Consider the following 22455-nt stretch of genomic DNA (forward strand, 5'->3'; position numbering starts at 1 on the left):
CGAGACCAGCGTCGATGTGACACGAAACACCATTACCACTGCCCCATCAGCAAATTGCCATACGCCTTGCACTGAAGAGCAACAATTCTTTCCGCGGAATGGAAAGTCGACATCCATTGAGAGGCAGCTTGGCCCCGGCCTTGGGTATCAAGAGGATCCTGGATGACTTCCCGCATCCGGGCTGCGCATTCAGCGACGTTACTCGCCGCGAGCAACGGCGGTTCTTGGCCAAAAAACAAGGCCGTCTGCTGCTTGTCGATGGCCGAAATCAACCGGACGCCCAACGCCATTGTCTCAAACCCAACGCCGCCGAGCGCTGGAACAACGAATTGGTCAACCACCGCATGCGATGCGCAGTAGTGCTGCCACAGCTCTCGTTTGGACATGGTCGGGATCCATTCGACCAACTCGGTCAGGCCTAGTTCCTCGATCAAATCTTTGCTGTCTGCAACCTCTTGGCCCCATTCGACGAATACAAGCTTGAAGTTTCTCGTCTCGCGCGCGACTTCGGCCGCAGCGCGGATGATCACGTCGTTGCCCTTCAGCCAGGATGAATTTCCCCGCTTCCAATGGTGACGCGAGGGACTAAAGAAAGTGACAGGCCCGCCGGTTGGGGGACTTAGTTCCGGGTGCGCATCGCGGAATGCGCGCAGCTTGTGATTATCAAACGCATGCGGGAGGTAGACCACCCTATCCTTCTTTAGTCCCAACCGCTCGACCGAAGGCAGCACGTCCGAATTGGTCACGAACACTGCGGGCGCGCGCTGAAACGAGATCCGGCAGATCACCCCGGTGAGATTGTTCTCGAACGGGATTTCACGCAGCGTTCCGTGCTCGTAGCAGCAGAAGTTCTTGACGCCGTTGATCATGGGTATCAGCCCGTCGATGGCATATCCCTGAATGATGTCATAGTGCGGGAGGATAGCATCGAAGGGCCTTGGATGCTGCGTCACGTACTCCTCGCGATAGCTAAGGGATTGACCGTCGAGCTCGGCAGGATCCTTCCTGATTTCATCCAGCAACGTCTCAATTTCCTTGGCTCGCGTTACCGGTTCGGACATCGACCGCGCCACACAGCCGGGCTTCGAGACCGGAATCCGCTTGAGCGTTACCCGCTCCAGGAGCGCTAAGCGCGCCAGGAAGCGATGGACCAGCGAACGAGCAAGCGAAGACGACGCCTCTTGGATTCCGCGAGCGCGCAGCCGGCGAACATCTTCCCGCAACGTGCTGAGTGCGGAGCGAGCCTCAACATCGGCTTCCGGGCCTTTGCGGGCAACTACCAACCATGCAGCTGCCGAGATTCGGTCCAACCAAACCTCGAAGCGACCAGCTTTGCATTCACGTCCGAGCACGCCATTTGCCACGAACGTTCCAAGCCATATTCTGTACAGGCTCACAGGCCAAAGCAGGAAACTCAGACGCCGGGGAACATTTTTAGCGCGGGATCTCGCATCCTCGCCGGAACGAGCGTCCTGAAGGGCGGTCAATTCCAGTTCCAACCATTTCAAATATGCCGTGGTTCTCCAACCTGCGTTCCGGGCGCGAAGGTATTCAATGCAAAGCGCGGATGGGCCCTGAACAAACCACCGGGGCCGCTTCCATCCTTTCAGGCTTGTCGCCCACCAATCCGGCCTGAAATGATCCTCGCCAAGCGCCGAGGATCCCTCTTGCAGCACACCATCCTCCCACTCGGGACACCCCATGATGTGGTAGTAGTTGTAACACAACACGTCCGCGTCGATGCCGTACTTCCGCTGAATGCGGGCGTTATTGTAGGCATTGTTGGCTATGTTGCCGATGTGAAGAACGCGAAGCGGCCGGCCCATTCTGCGCTGAAAGTCGTCAATCAAACGCAAGGCGCGTGCGTTTTCCGCCTCGATCGCCGGTGTTGAGTCGATTTGATTCAGGCGACTCTCGAGGCCGGTATCAACATAGGGAATTGACACTGGTTCAGGCGTCCCGCGCATCAGAAACGAGTCTGCAAGACCCGTTCATATTTTGGATCAGGGATCGCTTCGATGGCATCACGAATTCAGCGACTTCGCGCTTTCGGCGATTGTTGCTTTCAGCGGCTTTGGCAAATCCGCGGTCTCGACATATAGATCCGCCAAATGCTTGCCGAGCGCCTCTACGGAGTAGTTCTTCCGGACATAATCAGGGCCGGCGGCTCCGGCTTCCGAAAGCCGTGTGCGGTCCGAGATCAGCCGACGCAAGACTTCCCTGATGGTATCCGGATTTGCCTCAATGACCGGGCAGCTTTCGCGATCGGCGACCGCTACTCCATCGTGCAAATAGCAGATGACGGAACAGCCCGATGCCATTGCCTCAACGGCAGTCAATCCGAAGGATCCGCTTATGAGCTGGTCGACAAGAACGTCGATCTTCTGCATCGCCTCCAGTATTTCATGGTGCGGCTTTCCGCTCAGCAGCAAGAGCTCGACTGCATGACCTTCAGCCTGCAGGGAGTGGATCGCGGCTTCGAGATACTTCGTCCCCTTGAAATAGCCGTGGTTCGGAAAGTGGCCCACAACCAGTTTTCCATCGCTCTGAGACCAAGAATGACGGGGCGAGAATTTGCTAACATCGACTGTCAGGTACGGCACATTTCGAGCGCCCGGAATAAGCTTCATGGCCAGCCCATGCGCAATCACGGCGGTCGAGTACTCTCTGATGACCTGCAGCATCGCAGCGCCACCCGCATCGTCGCAGACACAATAGAGGCCCGGATCAGGACATTCGGAGCAGAAATTCCATTCGCCAAGAGCCAGGGTTTTCTCGCGCGTTCTGTGGTCGGCGCCGTACGCATAGGTGTAGAGCCGCTTCCCAGCTCGGCGATATACTTCCATTTCGCGCACCGCTATTCCGAAGCGGGGACTTCCATAGCCGCCGGCCGGCTCGACGATGCCGCGGTCGTTGTAGAGATGAAAGACATCATAATTGGCGATGGCCCAGATCAGCACGAGCCATCGAAACCGGTACAAGTCCTCGCCACGTTCAGCTATGACGCGCTCTTGAAGTTCCGATAATACGAAGTCAAAATTCGAGGAAGTATGGTACGTGGTGAACACGAGCGAGTGGGCATTCGTGCCCAGGGCGCGGTCCGCAGCAACGCACTCGCGCAGACTGACGATCGGCGTAACCCCCCAAAGCGAATTCAACTCGCCTCTCAGCAATCGATCCTCGGCTAGCACACGACAATCGGCCACAAGCGCACTCCAAAAATCATGCGCTTCGGATGATTGATCGGGATTTAGAAACGGTCGCAGCGCATCCAGCAAGGCGGTAAGGAGCGCGTAATTGCCCTCCGCAACAACCCGATTCACGCTCTCAAAGATCGCCTGATCTATACGCCCTCTCCGTCGTGCAGGAGAAAGCGCTGAAATAGCTGCGCCAAAATCATGGTTCTTTCGGGCGAGCCGCGACAGATTGGGAAAACGTGTTCCCTCAAATAGGCAGTAAGCCGACCGAAATAGCTTCGAGAACACCAACGCGACTCCGCCCTTGCTTCAAGCGCTGGCTCGATTGATGCAATCAACCACCTGGCGCTGATCCTCCTCCGTCATGTTCGGAAAAATCGGCAACGTGATAGTCGTGTCCTCGGCAAGCGCCGCGTTCGGAAACTGCTCGGGGCGCAAGCCATACTTGTTCTTGTAGTAGCCGAGCCGATGCACCGCATGCGTGCCCGGCCGGGTCTGAATTCCCGCCGCAGCCAGCGCCGCCATCACCGCGTTGCGGCGCTCGCGATGTCCGTCAACGATACGGATAACGTAGGATTGAAATGCATGCCCATCGACGTCCCCGCCGAGCGGTCGCGCAATCGAATTGTTTCCTGCCAGCAACTCGGAATAGCGACGCCCGAGACGCCGGCGTTCCGCCAGCAGCCGCTCAAGCTTGCCCATTTGCGCCACGCCGACCGCCGCCTGGATGTCGGACAAGCGCAAGTTGAAGCCGAGATTGTCAAACGTCGCCATCGTCCACGGGCCGTGAGGCTCGATCGACGGATCCGGAGCGCCTGTGGAGCCGTGGTTGCGCTGCGATCGCACGCGTTCCGCAAGATCGTCGCGGTTGGTGGTCACGGCGCCGCCCTCTCCCGTCGTGACGGCCTTACGCGGGTGGAACGAAAAGCAGCCGATGTCGCCAATCGCGCCAACCGGCTTGCCGTTGTAGGTCGTGCCGATCGCGCATGCGGCGTCTTCGATCACTTGAATGCCGCGCGGCCGCGCAATGGCCAGGATCTCGTCCATCGGGGCGGCGAGGCCGAACAGGTGGACCGCGATGATCGCCTTCGTGCGTGGCGTAATCGCGGCTTCCAGCCGCTCCGGATCGATATTATAGGTCGACAGATCGACATCGACGAAGACAGGCTTGGCACCGACGTACTCAGCCGAGTGCGCGCTTGTGACCCACGTGAAAGCGGGAACAATCACTTCGTCTCCCGGCCCGAGTTTCAGGGCCATGGTCGCCAGATGCAGCGCGGCGGTGCAGGACGTGCACGCAAGGGCATGCTTGACGTCGTGCTTCTCTGCAATGAGCCGCTCGAATCGTTCCGTGAGCGGCCCCTGCGTTACCCATTTCGAGTCGAGGCACTCTCGCAGCAACGCAATTTCAGCTTCGTCAAAACTTGGTTCTGTGATGTTCATTGGATCGCTACTCTCGATGCCTGGAATTCGGCGATGCGCTGAGGGACAGGTCTTTGACCTGACCTCAGGCCGAATACACTTCCACTCCGTAAGGTGCCAGCTTCGCCTTCACTTGATCGAAATAGACTGGGCTAATCGCCAGCGCCACGTGCCGAATCCCCAATTCCTTGATCTTGTCGAGACCACCCACCGGACGTCCGTTCAAGCCGCTTCCCCACGTGGAACGATTTTCATCGAGATAGGCCGCGATCTTCCCGGCGTCGAAGCCAAGGTAGAACGGCGCAAACAAGCCCGACGACCCCAAGCCGAAAATGGCGAATGGCTCTCCCGACGCATCGGCGGCCTTGCGACACCGATCGATCGCATCCATCGCACTCTTGGCCACGGTCGCGTTCTGATCAACTGTGTGCCGATTGAGTTCTGCCACGTTCACCGTGTGCGGCTTCGGCGCAGCAATCTTCCTCAGCAGAACAAAGATCGGCACACCTGCCTCTTTCGAGGACACCACATCAAATCCTGCGGCGTGCGCGAGCGATTCCAATGTATGGAGGGTGAGCTTCGAAAGGTGGTCTGCGCAAAACAGATCGTTCGGATTCTTCGCAAAGTTGGGAACGCGAATGTAGAAGAGACCCGCCTCCTTGAGGCGCCTGTGCGCCCACTTCAACATGTCGAGCGGATTCTCGACATGCTCCAGGACGCCCAAGGCGACGATCAGATCGAAGCTCGCCGCCTCAGCGTCGAAATCCTTGTAGTCGCAGCGTCGAAGCAGGGCGGAGGGAAATCTCTTCTGCAGCACGTCGAATGCCGAGCTCGGTTCGAATGCCGCCGCGCGCCAGTCGGGAGATTCTTCAACAAAATGTCCCAGGAAATCGCCCTTTCCGGCACCAATCTCCAGCACCGATCCGCCCGTCGGCAGATTGGTCATTTCCCTCAGGATCTGGTGCGTGCGTTCCGCTTGAGAGATGGGAGCCGGACCCGAGAAGCTCTGAATTGCCGCGTCCGGGCTCTTCATCATCAGATTGTAGCTGTCCTTATAGAAGGCTTCGGCACGCCCCCTCGTCCCGCCGGCGTTGAAGATCAGGCCGCATTCCTTGCACAGCCGATTGTCGAGGGATGCCTCGCGAAGCACCATCATGTCGGATGTGATGCAGGTCCCGGAGAAGGACGGATAGATATCACCTAGCTGCGTCGATTCGCATACCGGACATTGCGCTGTCATAAGCTCACTCCTTGTTGATCCGCTGCTGCCTGTCGAGTTCAGAACGCTCACTTAGCCAATCGAATGCTCTTGCAGGCCCCGCAGGATTGTCATTTCCTTGTATGGAAATCGCACCGGAATGTTCTCGCCGTAGACATCCCTTCGAACGAGAATGTCCGGCTCGTTGTATCCAGCCATCGCCCTCAGCGAGGTCGTTCCCGAAAACCGGGGATTGATCTCGAACGGGATCACGGCACCGTCCACGACACGACACTGCACGTTGATCGGAGCTCTCGGTGAAAGCGAGCCGGCGATTTTCTCGCACGCGCTTCGCACATCAGGCCAGTCGGCAATATGTCCCTGCGAAATGCCGGTCGAGATCACAAGCCGCGATCCGAGATCGGGACGACCCGACCGGTTGGGGACCTGAGTACGGATTGTCAGGGCGTTGTTGATGACCCGCCTGATGGCAATCGAATTGAGGAGGGCACCATCCGCACCGAACAGCACGCCGACCGTATATTCGTCTTCCGAGGTTCCGATGTATTCCTGGATAATGAAGGCTTCAGACGTCGCAAGCAGATAGCGCGAGAAGGCCAGCAGCTCTTCGCGCGATTGAACGATGAAGACATTGGCCGACCCGCCACCGCCGACCGACGGCTTGAGGATTGCCGGCAGGGTCTCCCATTGGTCGAGATCCGACAGCTCGCGCACTTCCATGAAGCTCGGCGCCGACAATCCGCACGAGGCCAGGTGAGCCATCGTTTTCGTCTTGTCCTGGCAAATCTCAAGAACCGCCGGCGGATTGACGGGCACGTACAGGCCGTCAGCCTCGAGCGCGGACCGCGCCCGGCTCAGAACAGCCATCTCGGGTTCTGATCCATGAAAGACGGCAACACATTTTTCCGATAGAGCCAGCGACCGAAGCTCATCCAGATACGCGGGGTGGCTCGCCCGCGGCAATTGCACAAACTTATTGACGAGGTTTCGGTTTGCGCACAGATCGCTGACGTCCGTGCCTACGATGTCGTACTCGAGCTCGCCCAACCGGAGAGCCTTGAGTATTTGTTCACCGTGACCGCCTCCGCCGATCCCCGTCAGCAGAACTTTTGCACGTCTACTCTTCAAGATTGCACCTCATTCGCTTTGAAATCGGCGCACTTCTCAAGCAGCGAAGCGACCGGGGGCGCAAGCGGATAGCGCGACAGGATTCGACGACAGGGGCCTGAGATGTTGAACCGGATGATCTCTGCGGCCCGCTCGCCTGGATCGTAGATACAGACCGATCCCCGAAGGTCCCTCCCTCGCGGAAGGCCGCAACTCCCCACATTGACAAAGAGCTTGTCCGCGTGCTGCCGCACAAAGGGATGATGTGTGTGCCCCATGAAGACGATATCCGCGTCGACTTCTGCAAAGTCCGACAGGCTGCTGTCCGGATATACGTAGCCTTCCAACGGGTTCTTTGGGCTGCCATGAACAAACAGGATCGTTCCACGCTCATCGCGGACGGTCAGTTTCGACGGCCAGCTCCCGACAAAGTCGCGCTCATCGTTGCTCAGCAGCGCAAACGTCTCACGATGCCGATAGATCGCCTCACGGTCCGCAGCCGTCGTCTGCCGGATCAGCATGTCGTCGTGATTCCCTCTCACGACCTGGATGCCGCTCGACCGAAGTGCGCTGACAACGCCCTTTTCCGGGATGTACCCAACTGCATCCCCCAGGAAGTAGATCGCATCGGCTTTCGCGTCCGCCAAAACGGCCAGCGCCAGCTCGAACGCCTCGATATTCCCGTGGGCGTCGGACAGAATGCCGAGGCGCATACTCAGCTGCTCCGTCGGCCCAAAAGCCGTGCCCAGGAGAAAGCCGGCCGAACGTCAGCCTGCCGCTGCTCGGGACGGCTCTCGAACCACGCGAGGCATTCGCTCATTGTCCACGGAACGAATCCGTCGTCGACGACCTTGCGAACCGCGTGATGCATCCCGCGGGTCTTGTCGATGTTCTCCGGATGCAGATTGACGACGATCACCCCAGGGACGCCGCTCTTCCGGATATCGTCCGCTAGTCCGAAAATGCAATCCGCCGATTGATCATCATTCCAGCCGTGCACGAACACGATCCCGTCGCCGATGGCGGTCAGGATGCTCCAGTGATCCGTGAGCGTGTCATCGAGCAAAAGTCTTGCGGGTAACAGCGAGCCGTTGAGCATGCGGCCGTCGAGCCCGGGCAGATTGGAACTCCCCTTCACGCCGTGCGCATTCCATGGCTCGGCATGTTTCCAATACCCGTCGTTCAGAAATCCATGGTTTCGGACAGTCCGCGCGTCCTCGCCCGTCAGCTGCTTGAACCAGCTCGCCTGTTCCGAGAACAGCTCGGCATATTTCTGCGGCTCCTCAAGCGCATCGGGATGCAAGCCAAGTTCGACGCGCCCGCGCGACTTGAGTTGCGCCAACGTCTCCGGTGTATGCTTGGTCAGCGGATGAAGAAAATATGTAACCGGCAGCGCGCCGAGCGCTTCCAGCTGCGCGGCATACCGATCGAGCGCAGCTTGATCGTCATCGCCCGTGATGACGATCGCGCCCGGCGCCCCATTCGGCAGCATCGGAAGCCTGGTCTCACCGCACAGGCGCGTCAGCGCGTCCGCCAAGGCTTCACACCACCAGTCGGCATGCCGCTCACGCGGATCCTCACCGGCAAGCTGGCCTTCGAAGAGATAGTTTGGCCGCTCACCGGCAAAGCCCCACATCGCATCCGTAGGCCGCTTGTCGGCGGCCGCAGGATCGCCCTGGCGATACCGAGCGAGGTCCGAAACGATATCGGTGCCGGCAAATATCATCGTCCCGCCCGCGGACGTGCGCAAGCCGAGCCAGGCAGCTCGCCCCTCGTCATCGGTGACGACAGGCACGCCTTCCGCGGCCACAAATCGCATATACGAGTGAAGCGTCCGCAGCCTTTTCCAGGGCTTCTGCCCGGCCATTTCGGCCTGCAGGACCCGCGGAGAATCGACGGCCCTCGCTTCCGACGTGACGGCGAATGCCTTCGCAAACCCAACGGCCGGCAACACGGCAACGACGGAGCCGCCGCGACCAAGAAAGTCGGACGCCCGGCTCACGTCCTCGCGCTGAGGACGGTACAGAACCAGAGGCCTGCCGTCCGGCGACGCAGAGGCACCAGGAAATCCGAAAACGCGCAGAAGGTGGGCAACAAATTCACCACCGGCGCGCGCGAACACAGAAGACTCCGCAGCGCGATAGCCCACGCCCCTGAGGCTCTCTTCCAACACAGGCATATCCCGACGGTACCTTTCCAGGCGACGAAACATGCTTCCCTGAATGATCGGCACCGACGTCGATCCGAACTTCGTCTTGAAGTACGATACTTTCGAGATCGGCCAGTCGCGCGGCACTTCCGGAAACCACGGCCCCAGACGATAGGTTCGGAATCCGGCGCGCTTGGCCCACAACATCGCGTTCCAATGAAGCAAGTCGTTGGGGCGGAGCTTCAAGGCATCGGGTCGAGCGGCTCCGGCCATGAAGTGCACGGCCGTCTTGTCACTGAGCACGATCAATCCGGCCAACCGGGCGGCTCGTTCACGCACGAAGAGCAGATGCGCCCGGCCCTGTGCGAAAAAGCCATCGAGGACCGCTTCGTAGTAGGAGACCGGCGGCAACGCCTCTCCCGTTCTCACGGCCGACTCTTCGGCTATTTCCAGGTAGTCCTTCAGAGCTGCTCGATCGGTGGCGACTTCGAACTCGAGACCTGCCTTGAGCGCCTTCCGAACGGCCCTTCGGCACCCTTCGTCCAAATTCGAGAACAAATCGTCTTCGGACTGGTCAAGATCGATCAGTTGATCGGCATTGACCGTCGAGAGACCCGGGAAAGGGCTCATTCCATTTGGACCAAACGCTATTCCCAACTGGAAACCAAAATCTCTCACCCAAAACGGAATTTCCTCGCGCGAACCCGCCTGATTGCTCGGTGCGAGATTGTGAGAATTGAGCTGGATCCGATCGACATCGTATAGTTCGGCCAGTCGAAATATCTCGTCCATGGCTGCTGTGCGGAGAGCTTTCCTGGTACCGCGGTCGATCCGTCCGCTCGTTGCCAAGCCGGTATGACGATGGATTCCCGAATGCAGAAGGCGCTCACCAAACGGCGTACCGGTCCCGTCGCTCAGATACAATGGCTGAATACCGACGATCTCATCGTTCTCGATCAGGGCAAACGACAGGTTGGCATCGACAAAGAAGCGCTCTTCGATCGAAACCCACGCCGTATCGTGGTTCAGCCACGCCTCGGGCGAAGATGCCACTAGCGCGTTCCAGCGGCCACGATCGACGTCGTGAAATCCGACGATTTTCATTTAGCGATGAAAATGACGTTGAAGCGCGTGCCGACATAGGGATTGCGCGGGTGGATGTCGACAATCTCTGTCTCGACCCGAAGGCGCTTTCCGAGATCGATGAAGTCCTCCTTGAGGAAGTCATACGACACGATTTCCGGCTTGATCTGCGCGGCGGGCGCGTCTTTGGCAAATCCAAGATAGCTTGCAACCCTGGCCAAAGAATTGAGCTTCCGTTGCTTGACCATGGTTTCCAGCGGCGGGCGAGCGGCTAGCTGTGCGCCGAACCCAGCCGCCAGTTGAGCCGCGATCTGCTGAGACTGTTCAAGCTTGCTTCGATCGGGCACAGAGCCGATGAGAACGCGCCCGCCAGGGCGCACGACCCGAAGCATCTCACGAATGATCAATTCGCCAGTCTGAAACTTCGGAAAGTTCGAGAACACATCATAGCAAAAGGCGGCGTCAAACTCGCGGTCGCCGAACTGCAAATTCTCGCCGGCGGCCTGATGGAACTCGGCATTGGGGAGCTCAAGCCGCCGCGCAACGCCGAGCGGGGTCTCCGCCAGATCGACGCCCACGTATTTGCCCACGTTCGGCGCAACGAGCATCGCAAGAAGGCCGGCGGCGCATCCCACCTCGAGAACCTTGCTGTTCTGGTCGAGCTGCATCAGACTCGACATGTGCGATTTCAGATCGGAAAGCAGGTCCTGATCGGTCCAGAGAAACGGATTTCTACCGGCGACGTAACAGAGGTCATCCAGCGTCGGCTTCTCCGATATCTGCCGTGCGCGAAGCTCAAAGAACGCCTCGAGCTTCTCCTGCCAATCACCATCCGTCATCGTCATCAGCTTCGCTCGATACTGCAGGTGAATTTCGGATCGTAGAGATAATTGAAATGCCACAGTGAGTTGCGCGACACCGAGAACTGCGCCGCCTTCTCGACATAATGCAGGATGGCTTCCGCCCCCTTGGGCAGCATGTGCCGGCACAGAGCGGCAGAGATGTAATATTGCCCTTCGCCAAGCGCGAGCTCGGGCACCTCGTAGATGACGCTGCCGCGTTCAGGCAGACCATCCTCTCCATCGAGAAACAGGCCACCGTCGTATCCCTCGATTCCGGTCACCGCCTGAAGCCGCGCGGTATCGATCCGCAGACTTGCGTAGATCTGCTTGTGCTCGGAGAAGCCTGACCACGACACGCGGATTCGAAGCGGCTGCCCATTCTTGACAACGCCGATCGGCTTGCCTTCGACGTCGATCACCTCGACGGCAATGATCTGCAGGGTGTCGCCGCCAAGCTCGTATTTTCCGGTTTCGGCCGTGCTCTCAATCGACCCGCTCAGCTTCTTGGTTTCCCGGAGATTGCGCGCTTCCTCGATATCCCAGACACTCTGCTCGTAGGCCTTGCTGACGCGCTGGGCATTTCCGTGCATCAGCACCCGCCCCTTGTCGATCCAGATCGCCTCGTCACACAGCTCACTGATCAGCCCGCTCGAGTGCGAGACGAACAGGACGGTGGCGCCGCTTTCGCAGATCTGACGAACCCGCTTCATGCACTTGTTGACAAAGGCGGTATCGCCTGCAGCGAGAGCCTCGTCGACGATGAATAGTTCCGGATCGACGCTGATCGCAGTGGCGAAAGTGAGCCGCGCCTGCATGCCGCTCGAATAGGTCCGGAACGGCTGATCGATCACCTCTGCAAGCTCGCTGAAATCGATGATCCAGGGAACCTTCGCCTCGATTTCGGCTCGGGTCATGCCGAGGCACATGCCGCCCAGCACGATGTTGTCGCGACCCGACACATCCGGATGAAAGCCGGTGCCCAATTCCAGAATCGCGGACAGCTTTCCGGCCACTTCAACTCGCCCGGTTGTGGCATCCAGCAGTCCGGCGATGATCTTCAGGAGGGTACTCTTTCCCGCGCCGTTCGGCCCGATGATGCCGACCACGCGACCGCGCATCACCTCAAAGGAAACATTCTGGATTGCCCAGTGCTCATGGTGCCGGGACTTTCCGGTGATGATCTCCTTCAGGAAATCCAACGGCTGCTGATAGAGCCGATAGGCCTTTCCAAGGTCGATGACCCGAATGGCGCACTGCGGGTCCAATGACCCGGCAAGCGGGATCAGTTCGCCGGCGTCTCGATTGTCAGAGAGCATTGCCATAGTACGGTTTCAGCTTTTCAAAGATGCGGTATCCGAGCCCCAGACTTAGCAGCGCGAACACGAGGGTCACCGCCCAGGCGTAAGGATGCTTGAACGAGCCGAAGAAGAGGACGTCCTGATAGACCCAGACGAGGTAACTGAAGGGATTCGAATAGATCAATGGACGGAGGGCACGCGGCATCCAGTCGGGCAGGTACACCGTCGGCATCAGATACATCGCGATCGAGGTGAAGACCGTGACGATCTCGCGCAGATCGCGAAAGAACGGAGTGATTGCAGCAAGGGCGAAGCTCAACCCGATTGCCAGAATTGCATGAACCGCAAATACGACCGGCAGCAGCAGGATCATCCAGCTGAGCCCCCCCACATAGCCCTTGTAGAGAATGACGAGCGCGAGGGCCGGCAGATGAGGGATCGTCGCAGCAATGGTCGCCGCGATCGGAAGCAGCTCGATCGGGAACACAACCTGCTTGACGAGACTTGCGCTCCCTATCAGGGCTCCGGGTCCGCGAGTCAGCGCAGCCTGCATCATCAGCCAGGGAACCAGGCTTGCGAGGATGTAGGCAGAGAAATCGCCGGGAAAATCTGCGCTGATCGACAGCTTGCTGCCCAGCACGAAGCCGAAGATGAGCAGGTATGTTCCGACGACAACGAGCGGATGAATGAAAATCCACAAGGCGCCAAACCCGTGCCGGGCATGCGCAGCGCTCAGGTCACGATCGACCATCTCCCGCAAGAGATCGGGATATCGCCGGATCTGATTGATCGTGGTCCATAAGGCCTGAGAGTTGCGGTATGGCGACAGGCCAACCCGCACCCATCTTGCCGCCGGGAAGAGACCGTTCATCTGCAGCGCGCTCCCATTTGTGCGTGCCTAAAAGCTGCTTTCCATGATCTGCTCGAGATTGAGCAAAGACCAGATCAGCAGCCGCCTGTTTTCCCGTCCTTCCAGATGTTCGTCGACCAACGAGCGAACGGTCTTTCGGTCGACCAGGTCGTAGATGCGGGCAGTGTTGCTGAAGAGCCTGCGTTTGACATACTCGATGCTCTCGCCCTTGAACCAGCTGGCGTCCGGCGCAGAGAAGCCCTGCTTCTCGCGCTCGGCCACCTCGTCGGGAATATGCCGGCTCATCATCTTCCGCAAAATCAACTTGCCGTCCCTGGTGCGCTCGTAATAGCGCTGCGCCTTTCCGCCGGGCTCGTTTTCGTTGAGGCGAATGACCTCGGTCAGATTGCCGAGTTTCATCTTGGCGGGAAGCTTCATTGCGAAATCGACGAGATCGTTGTCGAGAAACGGCACTCGGCTCTCGAGTCCATGCGCCATCGCCAGCTTGTCCTCGACGATAAGCAGCCCGTTGAGGAACGTCTTGGCCTCGAAGTAGAGCGAATGATTGACGTAGTCCTCGGGCCGCCGCAGCTCCGAGGCGTGCTCCTTGAACACTCCCCTGAAAATATCGATCGGCGAGGTCTGCCTGGCCTCATCCCATACCGGCCCCAGCAGCTTCGGCATCGTTCCGCTCGGAACCATGCGTTGCCAGAATCCGAAGTACTTCTCGATATAATGATCGAAGTCATCGTTCACGACGGCGCGGTAGTAACGCCAGGGGTATCCGCCGAAGAGTTCGTCTCCCCCGGTCCCCGTCAGGACCACCTTGCCAAATTTGGATGCGAGTTTTGCCGCATAGAAATTCGGATAGGACTGGCCGACGCGAGGCTCTTCCAGATGCCATGCAAGCTGAGGCAATGCCCGCTCCATGTCACCGGCCTTCAAGACCATCTCGTAGTGCTCGGTCTTGAACAAATACGACATATGCTCGGCCTTCGTCCGCTCGTCGTATCCGAGTTCGACGCCCGAGGCCGAGTTGAGATCGAATCCGACCGTAAACGTCCGCATGAACGGCAGTTGGCTCGATGCCAGCGCGGTGATGGAGCCTGAATCCATGCCGCCGGAAAGATAGCACCCGACCTCGACGTCGCTCACGAGCTGCCGGTTGACCGCCTGCCTGAACAGGCGATCGAGCTCGTCGGTCGCCTCATTCTCATCGACCGCGTACTCGGGCTCCTCGAAATGAAAATCCCAGTACTGAACCGGCTCGACGGCCCTGCTGTCCTGCGAAATTTGCAGATAGCAACCGGCCGGCAACAGCTTCACGCCGGCAAACAATGTCCGCTCGGCGAAGAAGTTCTGAAAGCTGAGATATTCCGACAGCCCCCTGATGTCGACGCGCGGCTTGTACTCCGAAAATGCCCGAAAAGCCTTGTGCTCGGAGGCGAAGACGAGGGTCTGCCCAAGTTCGGCGTAGTAGAGCGGCTTCACGCCGAAGCGATCCCGGGCCAAGGTGAGCTTCCGCTCGTGATTGTCCCAGATCGCAAAGGCGAACATGCCGTTGAACTTGAGAAGCGCACCGAGGCCCCACTCGGCGAAGGCGTGCAGCAGCACCTCGCTGTCGCCGGAAGAGTTGAAGACGTGGCCCCTCGCCGAAAGCTCGACCTTCAATTCCTTGAAGTTGTAGATCTCGCCGTTGTAGGTCAGCACGAATCGGCCGTCGCGCATCTCCATCGGCTGCCGCGCGGCGTCGGTCAGATCAATGATCGACAGCCGGCGATGACCGAGCCCAACGGGACCGTTGCAGTAGTGGCCCTCACCGTCCGGCCCGCGATGCGCAATGATATCGGTCATTGCCGTCAACGTGGTGATTGAAGCGGGCCGCCCGTCGCGGTGCAGAATTCCGGCTATGCCACACATGTTATTCTGGCCGATCTATTCAATGATGTCGGGTGCGAGCTCAGATCCGAGCCTTCAGATCTGAGCCTTCAGACCTGAGCCTTGGCACGACGCTGATCGACCTGATCAATATGGCTCCTGCGCCAGTCGATCAGCCGCCGCAACCCTTCGTCCAGGTCGATCGCGGCGGTGAAGCCGATCTCCTCCTGCGCCCGCTTCGGCGATCCGATCCGGTTACGCACCAGCGTGGCCTGGCTCCGCGGCGCATAGTTGATGGGCTGGTTAGAGCCGGTGAGGTTCAGGAGCTTTTCGGCGATCTGCTTCAGCGAGGTCCGGTGTCCAGTGCCGACATTGTAGAAGCGATCCGTCGCGCTCGCGCCCATGGCGCACAGATTGGCGCGCGCGCAATCTTCCACCGCGACGAAATCGAACGCCTCCGAGCCATCGCCCAGGATCGTCGGTCCCTCGCCCTTGTCGATCGCGTCGAGCATCTTCATGATCACGGCGATATAGGCTCCCCGGTAATCCTGACGCGGTCCGTACACGTTCATGTAGCGGAGGCCGACATAGTCGAGGCCGTAGCGGAAGTGGTAGGCACGGGCCATGGCCTCGCCGCAGATCTTGGTCGCACCATAGAAGTTCTTGTTGTTGAACGGATGGTCTTCCGTCATCGGCTCCTCGACGGCATCGCCATAGACGGAGGCCGACGACGACCAGACCAGCCGCTTGACACCGTTGCGCACGCATCCGTCCAGGACGTTGAACATTCCGTTGACGTTGACGTCAAAGGCCGTTCGCGGGAATTCGTGACACTGCAGCAGCCAGAGCGCAGCGAACTGAAACACTCCGTCGGCGCCCTTCAGGGCCGCATCGAGGATGTCGACCTGTGTGATATCGCCGCCGGCCTCGAAGATCTTGACGCGAGGGTCGCGCAGCGCGCCGGCAAGGTTCTCATGCGTGCCGCGCACGAAGTTGTCGTAAATGACGATCTCGCCGACGTCAGTCTGCGTCAGTTGATCGACCGCATGCGACCCGATCAGCCCGGCGCCCCCGATAACGACAACCTTCTTTCCGCGAATGTCCATCTTCTTCAACCCTCGATTTCAACCAGCGCTTCATTATGAAGCTCATAACGACGGTGAGTGCGTGGGCAGACCAGATCGCTACCCAGCCGCTCGCCTGCTCTACTCATCCAACCAATTCGGCGGGCCGGATTGCCTGCCATCAACGAAAATGCAGCGACATTCTTCGTGACGACAGCACCGGCTCCGATGAAGCAGTACTCGCCCAGCGAATGTCCGCAGACGATGGTCGCATTGGCGCCAATGCTGGCGCCGCGCCCGATCGGCGTCTTGCGGAACTCGTCCTTCCGCGACACGCCGGCGCGCGGATTGTTCACGTTCGTGAAAACGCAGCTCGGGCCGCAGAACACGTCGTCGCCGAGCTCGACGCCATCATAGATCGAGACGTTGTTCTGGATCTTGCAGCCGTTTCCGATCGTGACGTTCGGACCGATCATCACGTTCTGGCCGATCGAGCAGTCCTCGCCGATCACCGTGCGCGACAGAATATGGCAGAAGTGCCAGATCTTGGTGCCGCGCCCGAGCACCGCCCCATCGTCCACATAGCTCGATTGATGGATCAGGACGCCTGGAAAGCGCGGATCCTCGCGCATCTCGCTCATTTGTGCATCGCCTTCTGGGCAAAGGCGTGAACGCCGTTGCTTCTGACGATCGGCGCATCGCGGAACGTGGAGACGATATCGATCGAGGGGCGGACTTCGTCCAGCCTGAAGCCTCGGCCGGCGACGATCTCCTCGTAGCTGCGCGTATGGAGATCAGTGAACCCTTCCGAGAATTCGACCTCCTCGCCGTCGACGGTGATCGAGCGATAGGTCGTCTTCTTGCCTTTCACGCCGTCGGGCAGGTCGTTGCGGTCCAGCGACAGAAACCAGCTCACGTCCGCGCGCTCGCACTCCAGCGAGCCGGCCGCCCTCTCCGCCTCGCGCAGGTGCGCCTCGTTGCGGCTGGCGGGGCCGAACACGAAGCTCAGCATGTCGAAGAAGTGCACCCCGATATTGGTCGCGACACCACCCGACTTGCCGTCTGCGCCCTTCCAGGAGGTGTGATACCAGCGGCCGCGCGAGGTGATGTAGGTCAGCTCGACCTTGTGGCGCTTGTTCGAGTTCGCGAAGCGATCGCGCAGGGCGATGATCGCCGGATGCAGCCGCAATTGCAGAATGGTCGAGATGCGGCGGCCGGTGTCTTGCTCGATGGCGGCCAGGTCGTCGATGTCGCCGGGATTGAGGACCAGCGGCTTTTCGCAGATGGCATCCACGCCCGAGCGCAGCGCAAACCGGCAGTGCGCGTCGTGCAGATAGTTCGGCGAGCAGATCGACATGTAGTCGATCTTCCGGCCGCCCCTGCGCAACTGGTCGACATGGCGATCGAACAGCTCGAACTGGGTGAAGAACTCGGCATCCGGAAAATGGCTGTCCATGATGCCGACGGAATCGTTGGGATCGTACGCCACGGCGAGATTGCCGCCGGTCTCGGCCATCGCCCGCATGTGCCGCGGCGCGATGTAGCCGGCAGCGCCGATCAATGCGTAAGTCGTCATGGGCCCCTCTCTCAAACGTTTCTGCCTGCTTCAGGCAAGCTACCGCACTCGGGGTGAATCGAACATCACACCCAAGCCAAACACGTCGATTACGCCTGCCCGGAGGCAGACGCAGTTACGCCGCAGCGATCAGGTCCGTCCCGACAAGAACACGGACCTTGCGGCCCAACAGGTTCAAGAGAACCGCAACACGATGCTGATCGCTGGCGTCTTCAACGAGCGCAAGACTGTCGACGAACGCACCTTCGACAATTCGCACTTTATCCCCGGGCGAGAACGCCGGCCTGCGCGCAAGCGTGATGAAGCCGGCGTCGTCCTCGCGCCCTTTCAAGCCATCGATGACGCGGTCTTCCACCACTGCCGGCCGATCTCCCACACACACGAGATGCGACACGCCGAGCGTCGATTGAATGGCACGCCACCGCTGCGACGCGAGGTCGATCCCGACGAAGAGATAGCGCGGAAACAACGGACGCGGCACAGTCTCCACCTTCCTGGCGTGGCTGCGGCGCTTCAGGTAACGGGGAAAATAGATCGAAAATCCCTGCCGCTCGAGGTTGGCGGCCGCCTTTGCTTCGGCATTGACCTGCGTCTGGACGACGTACCAGCGTGAACTGAGCTCCATGGCCATCACGCCCCCAACGATTGCTTTGGACGCAGGCCCAGCAGATCCGGCGCAAGGACTTTCTCCGCCCCGAAATTGCTGACCGCCTGCTCGAACACGCTGCGCGCGGCCGTCAGATGCGTCACAACGACCGCATCGAACGGCTCGTCCACCAACGCGTAGGAGGAAACGACCTTGACGCCGATGAACCGGGTCGCGGTTGCATCGGGATCAACGATCGCAATGACCGAAATTGGCCCGTCGACCGCGCACAGGATCGCGATTTCGCAGAGGTCGGATTGCCCGGCGAGCACCACCCGCCTGAAGCCGAGCGCCTGAGCGCGCTCAAACAGCCTGCCATACTCCTCCTTCGCCTTGCGGAAGAGCGAAAACGAGTCCGACAGGAACTGGACGGTCAGTCGCGATTTCTCGGAGAAGCCTTGCGGCGTGAGGTAATAGGCATAACGCCGTGCCGGCGCCTGCCCGACCTTGACGAAGCCCTTCTTGATCGCCCGCTTCAGATACGCGTTGACGAGGCCGAGCGCGATGCCGAGATCGGCTGCGATCCGCCGTTGCGACTGCGCACCATCGGCTTCAAGCGAGGTGAGCAGACCGAGGACCAGCCGGTCGCTGTCATTCTCATCTGTCGGTAGAATGCCCGCCATCACGCCTATCCCCACTGGAAAGGCTGATAGCGCGTTCATCGGATGAACGTCAAGCGAATTCGTTCACGCGATGAACATCGTAAGATATTGATAACAAACATATTTACTCAAGGCCCATGTGTCGCCACAGCCACACCTAGGCCAGATTCCCGGCCTCGGCCAGATACCGTGCGGCAAGCGTGGAATAGCTGTACCGCTGCGCGATGGCGACCCGTTCGGCCCGCGAACGCGCCGGACCGTCCAGCGCCGCGCGCAGGGACGCGGCGAGTACACTGCCGTCGTCCGGCGCGCATCGCGCAGTCACCAAATCCTCGAGCCCGGCAAGCGCCTGCGCTTCGCAGGCAATGACGCTGCGCGGCGCGAACAGGCAGTAGTCGAACAGCTTGTTGGGGCTGATGCCGTGGTGGTAGAGCGCGTTCTTGTGGAAGGCGACGACCGCGCAATCGGACGCGTGCAGCATGCCATGTACGATCGACCGATCAACTTCGTCGTGAAACTCCACGTTGGCAAGCCCTGCCGCCCGCTGCTTCAGCGCGGCGAGCGAAGTGCCTGAGCCGATCAGAACGAAACTGATCTCGGGGCTTGTGCTGCCGAGGACAGCGGCGGCGTCGAGAACGACCTCCACTGCGTTTGGCGGCCCCATGCCGCCGGCATAGAGGACAACCCGCCTGCCCTGCTGCTTCAACTGATTGATGCGGCCGATCAACGGATGACCGAGAGTTTCGATCGTCAGCGCGCTCTGGATCTCGCCGTCGGACACCCCGTTGGGTATCCAGATGAACTTGCCGGCGCTCAAGCCGCGTGCCCGCATATGGGCTTCCGCACCGGCTAAAAGACAGATCACGCGATCCGCGGCGCGATAGGCGGACCGCTCCTTCCAGCCGAGCAACCTCACGAGGGGGTGCCAGGTCGGGGTCATTCCAAGCGCCACGATGCTCTCCGGCCAGAGGTCACGAACCTCCAGCCAGAACCTGGCGCCGAAGCGCTGCGCGATCTGACGCGCCGCCGATATGAAGAACAGATGCGGGCTGGACGCGATCATCAGATCCGGCTCGCCGAATTGCGCGGCGATCGCGGATGTCGCCGAGCGAAAGGCCGGCGCAAAGCTCAGATTGTTGCGCAGCCGCCCCAAATTGCCGCCATCATAGCGCGGGGTGTCGAGGAACCAGAAGTCGACACCGTTGATCCGCTGCGGTCCCGGAGCGCGCGGCTCCCGGTGCAGGTGATGGAAACCGGCACTGACCACCACCACCCGATGCCCCATCTTCCCCCAGGCATCTGCGAGCCAAAACGGACGCCAGTGACGGCCGAGGCCCGGCCCGCCTGCGAACGGATGCAATAGCCAGATGTTCATCGGGCCACCCGCAAAGCAACCGCCAACAAGCCGGCGCTCGTCGACGACGACGATGACATCCAGGAGCCACCAGGCCTCATGGCGCTTCGACCCGAAAGCGCTCGCCCCAGAGCGCAACGCAATAAAGCCGCCAGCGCATTCCAAGATCGAGCCGGTGAAATTTCCTCTTCAGCTTCGGCATGTCGACATAGCGGGCCAGGAGCTCGCTTGCGATCACCTTGTCATACATCGCGGCCGAGTGCCGCGTGAGCCAGATCCGGTCGGGGGCAGCAAAACCGATCTTGTCCCTCCGCCAGGTGATGGTGGCCGGCAGCAGATCGCTCATGGCGGCGCGAAGCGGCCATTTTGCCCATCCCTTGTTCAGCTTGATGCGTGTGGGAAGCGCCAAAGCAAACTCGACGAAGCGATAGTCGAGGAATGGAAGTCGCGTTTCGATGCCGAACCGCATGGAGTTCTTGTCCTCGAAACGCAGCAGCATCGGCAAATTGGTCTCGGTAATCTCCAGCACCTGCATGCCCTGTGCATCCCTCGTCTTCGACGCAAAGCGGCGAAGCGGCTCCGGCAGATCGGGATTTTTGAGGAAAGTGTAACGCAGCCGGTAATAGGCAGCGCGCAGCCCTGCCGAACCGGCACCGAACAAATACATCAGCAATCGCCGGCGCGAAATCCCCGCCCGCGTGGCGGCGCTGAAGGCGGACAGAAATCCACGGACGCCACCGCTGCGAAGATGGTCGAGCAGCCAGGCCGCATAGTAGCGATGGTACCCCAGCAACGTTTCGTCACCGCCCTGACCATCGAGCAGCACGATGACGCCATTCGATCGCGCGGCCTTCATCACCGCGTACTGCATCATGATCGAAGGACCTGCGAACGGCTCCTCCTGGACGTCGAGCAAGGTCTCCGCCGTCGATACAAAGTCCTGATAGGTCGGCTTGGTGCGCAGCCAGTTCAACTCCGCCCGCTCTGCAACCTCCGCCGCGTACGCCTCTTCATTGTTGGACGCCTGCTCGCTCACGGCCGTGATGGCAAAGAAGCGCTCGCTCGAGCCTGGCGCATAGCGCCGCGCGGCCAGCGTCGCGACACTCGAACTGTCCAGCCCACCCGACAGGCAGGTTCCGACCCGAACATCCGAACGCAGCCGCAGGCGCGTCGCGTCATCGAGCAGCTCCCGCAACGATTTCGCTGCGCTGCCTTCATCAGACACGGCCACCCCAGGCGCAAGTGAATAGTAGCGCTCGATTTCGACCTGCCCCGTCGACACATCGACGCGCATCCGATGCCCGGGAGGCAATTTCTCGACGCCCTTGAAGAAGGTCCGGCTGGTATGGTCGGTCATGCCGCAAACGAGGAAATCGTTGATCAGATCATCATCCGCGATCGGGCGCTCGATCAGCGGCATAAGCTGGCGGATCTCCGAGCCGAACGCGAACTGCTTCGCCGTATTGACGTAGTAGAACGGCTTCACGCCGAACCTGTCGCGGGCGCAGAACAGCGTGTTGTCGCGCTCGTCGTGAATCGCAAACGACCACATGCCGTTGAAGCGTTCGAGGCACGCTGGCCCCCAGCAAACATAGGCTGTGAGCAGGACCTCGGTATCCGAGGCCGTATGAAAGGTGTATCCGAGAGCCTCGAGCTCCGTGCGAAGCTCAACGTAATTGTAGATCTCGCCGTTGTAGGTGATCCAGATCGGAAGCCGTCTGTCGCGCATCGGCTGCGCGCCATCATCGGTCAGATCGATGATGGCCAGCCGCCGGTGTCCCAGCCCGACGTTCCCGTTGACCCTCACCCCACGCCCATCCGGACCACGGTGGGCAACGAGATCGGTCATCTGGTCCACTTGGCGGGCATCGACGGGCCCGGTCTTATCTATGAGGCCAAAAATGCCGCACACGAAATGCCTATCCAGATTGATTCGATGGCGGAGCTCGGTATAACCGCCGCGTCAGAATATGCGCGCATTTGGAACAAACCGCCGCTGTCTTAGCCTGATCATCTACTGAGCGTCAACGTTCCCGGACCGATCGAAGCTGTTTTCATACGCTGGTGAAACCTGAGATAGCGATGGCCGGCCGCCACTCTGCGCCGCCGCTCCGGACCCGCATCGCATGGCCGCTTCGGGCCAAACCTGTGCTAGAAGCTGCTGGCTG

18 protein-coding genes are annotated in these 22455 nt (G+C 60.1%); all 18 read right to left on the minus strand.

All coding sequences use genetic code 11. The features are described 5' to 3' along the window. Nucleotides 1–32 precede the first annotated feature (32 nt). Entirely contained in the window at nucleotides 33–1946 is a 1914-nt protein-coding gene (locus ACOIX3_RS27360; protein ID WP_420965102.1) for a glycosyltransferase, read from the minus strand. A 78-nt stretch (nucleotides 1947–2024) separates the two neighbouring features. Further along, nucleotides 2025–3485, minus strand: coding sequence for a glycosyltransferase (locus ACOIX3_RS27365; RefSeq protein ID WP_420965103.1), 1461 nt, complete (start codon nucleotides 3483–3485; stop codon nucleotides 2025–2027). A gap of 21 nt (nucleotides 3486–3506) precedes the next feature. Further along, a complete protein-coding gene (locus ACOIX3_RS27370; protein ID WP_420965104.1) occupies nucleotides 3507–4640 on the minus strand; it encodes a DegT/DnrJ/EryC1/StrS family aminotransferase in 1134 nt (377 codons plus the stop codon). A 64-nt stretch (nucleotides 4641–4704) separates the two neighbouring features. Then, entirely contained in the window at nucleotides 4705–5859 is a 1155-nt protein-coding gene (locus ACOIX3_RS27375; protein WP_420965105.1) for a class I SAM-dependent methyltransferase, read from the minus strand. 51 nt (nucleotides 5860–5910) lie between these two features. Next, the gene (locus ACOIX3_RS27380) at nucleotides 5911–6966 is read right to left on the minus strand and encodes an ATP-grasp domain-containing protein (RefSeq protein WP_420965106.1); all 1056 of its coding nucleotides are present in this window, start codon (nucleotides 6964–6966) and stop codon (nucleotides 5911–5913) included. Next, nucleotides 6963–7658: a metallophosphoesterase family protein gene (locus tag ACOIX3_RS27385; protein WP_420965108.1), complete on the minus strand. Its 696-nt coding sequence runs from the start codon at nucleotides 7656–7658 to the stop codon at nucleotides 6963–6965. Before ACOIX3_RS27385 ends, ACOIX3_RS27380 begins: the two co-directional genes overlap by 4 nt. A gap of 2 nt (nucleotides 7659–7660) precedes the next feature. Next, entirely contained in the window at nucleotides 7661–10198 is a 2538-nt protein-coding gene (locus ACOIX3_RS27390) for a lipid II:glycine glycyltransferase FemX (RefSeq protein WP_420965109.1), read from the minus strand. Continuing rightward, nucleotides 10195–11022, minus strand: coding sequence for a class I SAM-dependent methyltransferase (locus ACOIX3_RS27395; protein ID WP_420965110.1), 828 nt, complete (start codon nucleotides 11020–11022; stop codon nucleotides 10195–10197). The genes ACOIX3_RS27390 and ACOIX3_RS27395 overlap by 4 nt, the downstream gene beginning before the upstream one ends. Further along, nucleotides 11022–12341 carry an ABC transporter ATP-binding protein gene (locus ACOIX3_RS27400; RefSeq protein ID WP_420965111.1) on the minus strand — a complete coding sequence of 440 codons (1320 nt, stop codon included), beginning with the start codon at nucleotides 12339–12341 and terminating at the stop codon, nucleotides 11022–11024. Before ACOIX3_RS27400 ends, ACOIX3_RS27395 begins: the two co-directional genes overlap by 1 nt. Further along, on the minus strand, nucleotides 12325–13188 hold the full coding sequence (locus ACOIX3_RS27405) for an ABC transporter permease (RefSeq protein WP_420965112.1): 864 nt from the start codon (nucleotides 13186–13188) through the stop codon (nucleotides 12325–12327). The genes ACOIX3_RS27400 and ACOIX3_RS27405 overlap by 17 nt, the downstream gene beginning before the upstream one ends. Before the next feature lie 27 nt (nucleotides 13189–13215). Beyond that, a complete protein-coding gene (gene asnB, locus ACOIX3_RS27410) occupies nucleotides 13216–15087 on the minus strand; it encodes an asparagine synthase (glutamine-hydrolyzing) (protein ID WP_420965113.1) in 1872 nt (623 codons plus the stop codon). Between the two features lie 68 nt (nucleotides 15088–15155). Continuing rightward, nucleotides 15156–16151 carry an NAD-dependent epimerase/dehydratase family protein gene (locus ACOIX3_RS27415; RefSeq protein ID WP_420965114.1) on the minus strand — a complete coding sequence of 332 codons (996 nt, stop codon included), beginning with the start codon at nucleotides 16149–16151 and terminating at the stop codon, nucleotides 15156–15158. Nucleotides 16152–16156: 5 nt separating this feature from the next. Next, the gene (locus ACOIX3_RS27420; protein ID WP_420965115.1) at nucleotides 16157–16750 is read right to left on the minus strand and encodes an acyltransferase; all 594 of its coding nucleotides are present in this window, start codon (nucleotides 16748–16750) and stop codon (nucleotides 16157–16159) included. Next, nucleotides 16747–17685 (minus strand): Gfo/Idh/MocA family oxidoreductase, encoded by a 939-nt coding sequence (locus ACOIX3_RS27425; RefSeq protein WP_420965117.1) that lies wholly within the window; start codon nucleotides 17683–17685, stop codon nucleotides 16747–16749. Before ACOIX3_RS27425 ends, ACOIX3_RS27420 begins: the two co-directional genes overlap by 4 nt. 115 nt (nucleotides 17686–17800) lie before the next feature. After that, nucleotides 17801–18316 (minus strand): transcription termination/antitermination protein NusG, encoded by a 516-nt coding sequence (gene nusG / locus ACOIX3_RS27430; RefSeq protein WP_420965118.1) that lies wholly within the window; start codon nucleotides 18314–18316, stop codon nucleotides 17801–17803. Beyond that, nucleotides 18316–18954 carry a winged helix-turn-helix transcriptional regulator gene (locus ACOIX3_RS27435; RefSeq protein ID WP_420965119.1) on the minus strand — a complete coding sequence of 213 codons (639 nt, stop codon included), beginning with the start codon at nucleotides 18952–18954 and terminating at the stop codon, nucleotides 18316–18318. The genes nusG and ACOIX3_RS27435 overlap by 1 nt, the downstream gene beginning before the upstream one ends. A 136-nt stretch (nucleotides 18955–19090) precedes the next feature. Continuing rightward, on the minus strand, nucleotides 19091–20452 hold the full coding sequence (locus tag ACOIX3_RS27440; protein ID WP_420965120.1) for a glycosyltransferase family 4 protein: 1362 nt from the start codon (nucleotides 20450–20452) through the stop codon (nucleotides 19091–19093). Next, nucleotides 20385–22136, minus strand: a complete 1752-nt coding sequence (gene asnB, locus ACOIX3_RS27445) for an asparagine synthase (glutamine-hydrolyzing) (protein ID WP_420965121.1) — start codon at nucleotides 22134–22136, stop codon at nucleotides 20385–20387. Before asnB (ACOIX3_RS27445) ends, ACOIX3_RS27440 begins: the two co-directional genes overlap by 68 nt. Nucleotides 22137–22455: the final 319 nt, after the last annotated feature.

Origin of the sequence: Bradyrhizobium sp. B120 (assembly GCF_049075665.1) — a bacterium.
Lineage (GTDB): Bacteria > Pseudomonadota > Alphaproteobacteria > Rhizobiales > Xanthobacteraceae > Bradyrhizobium.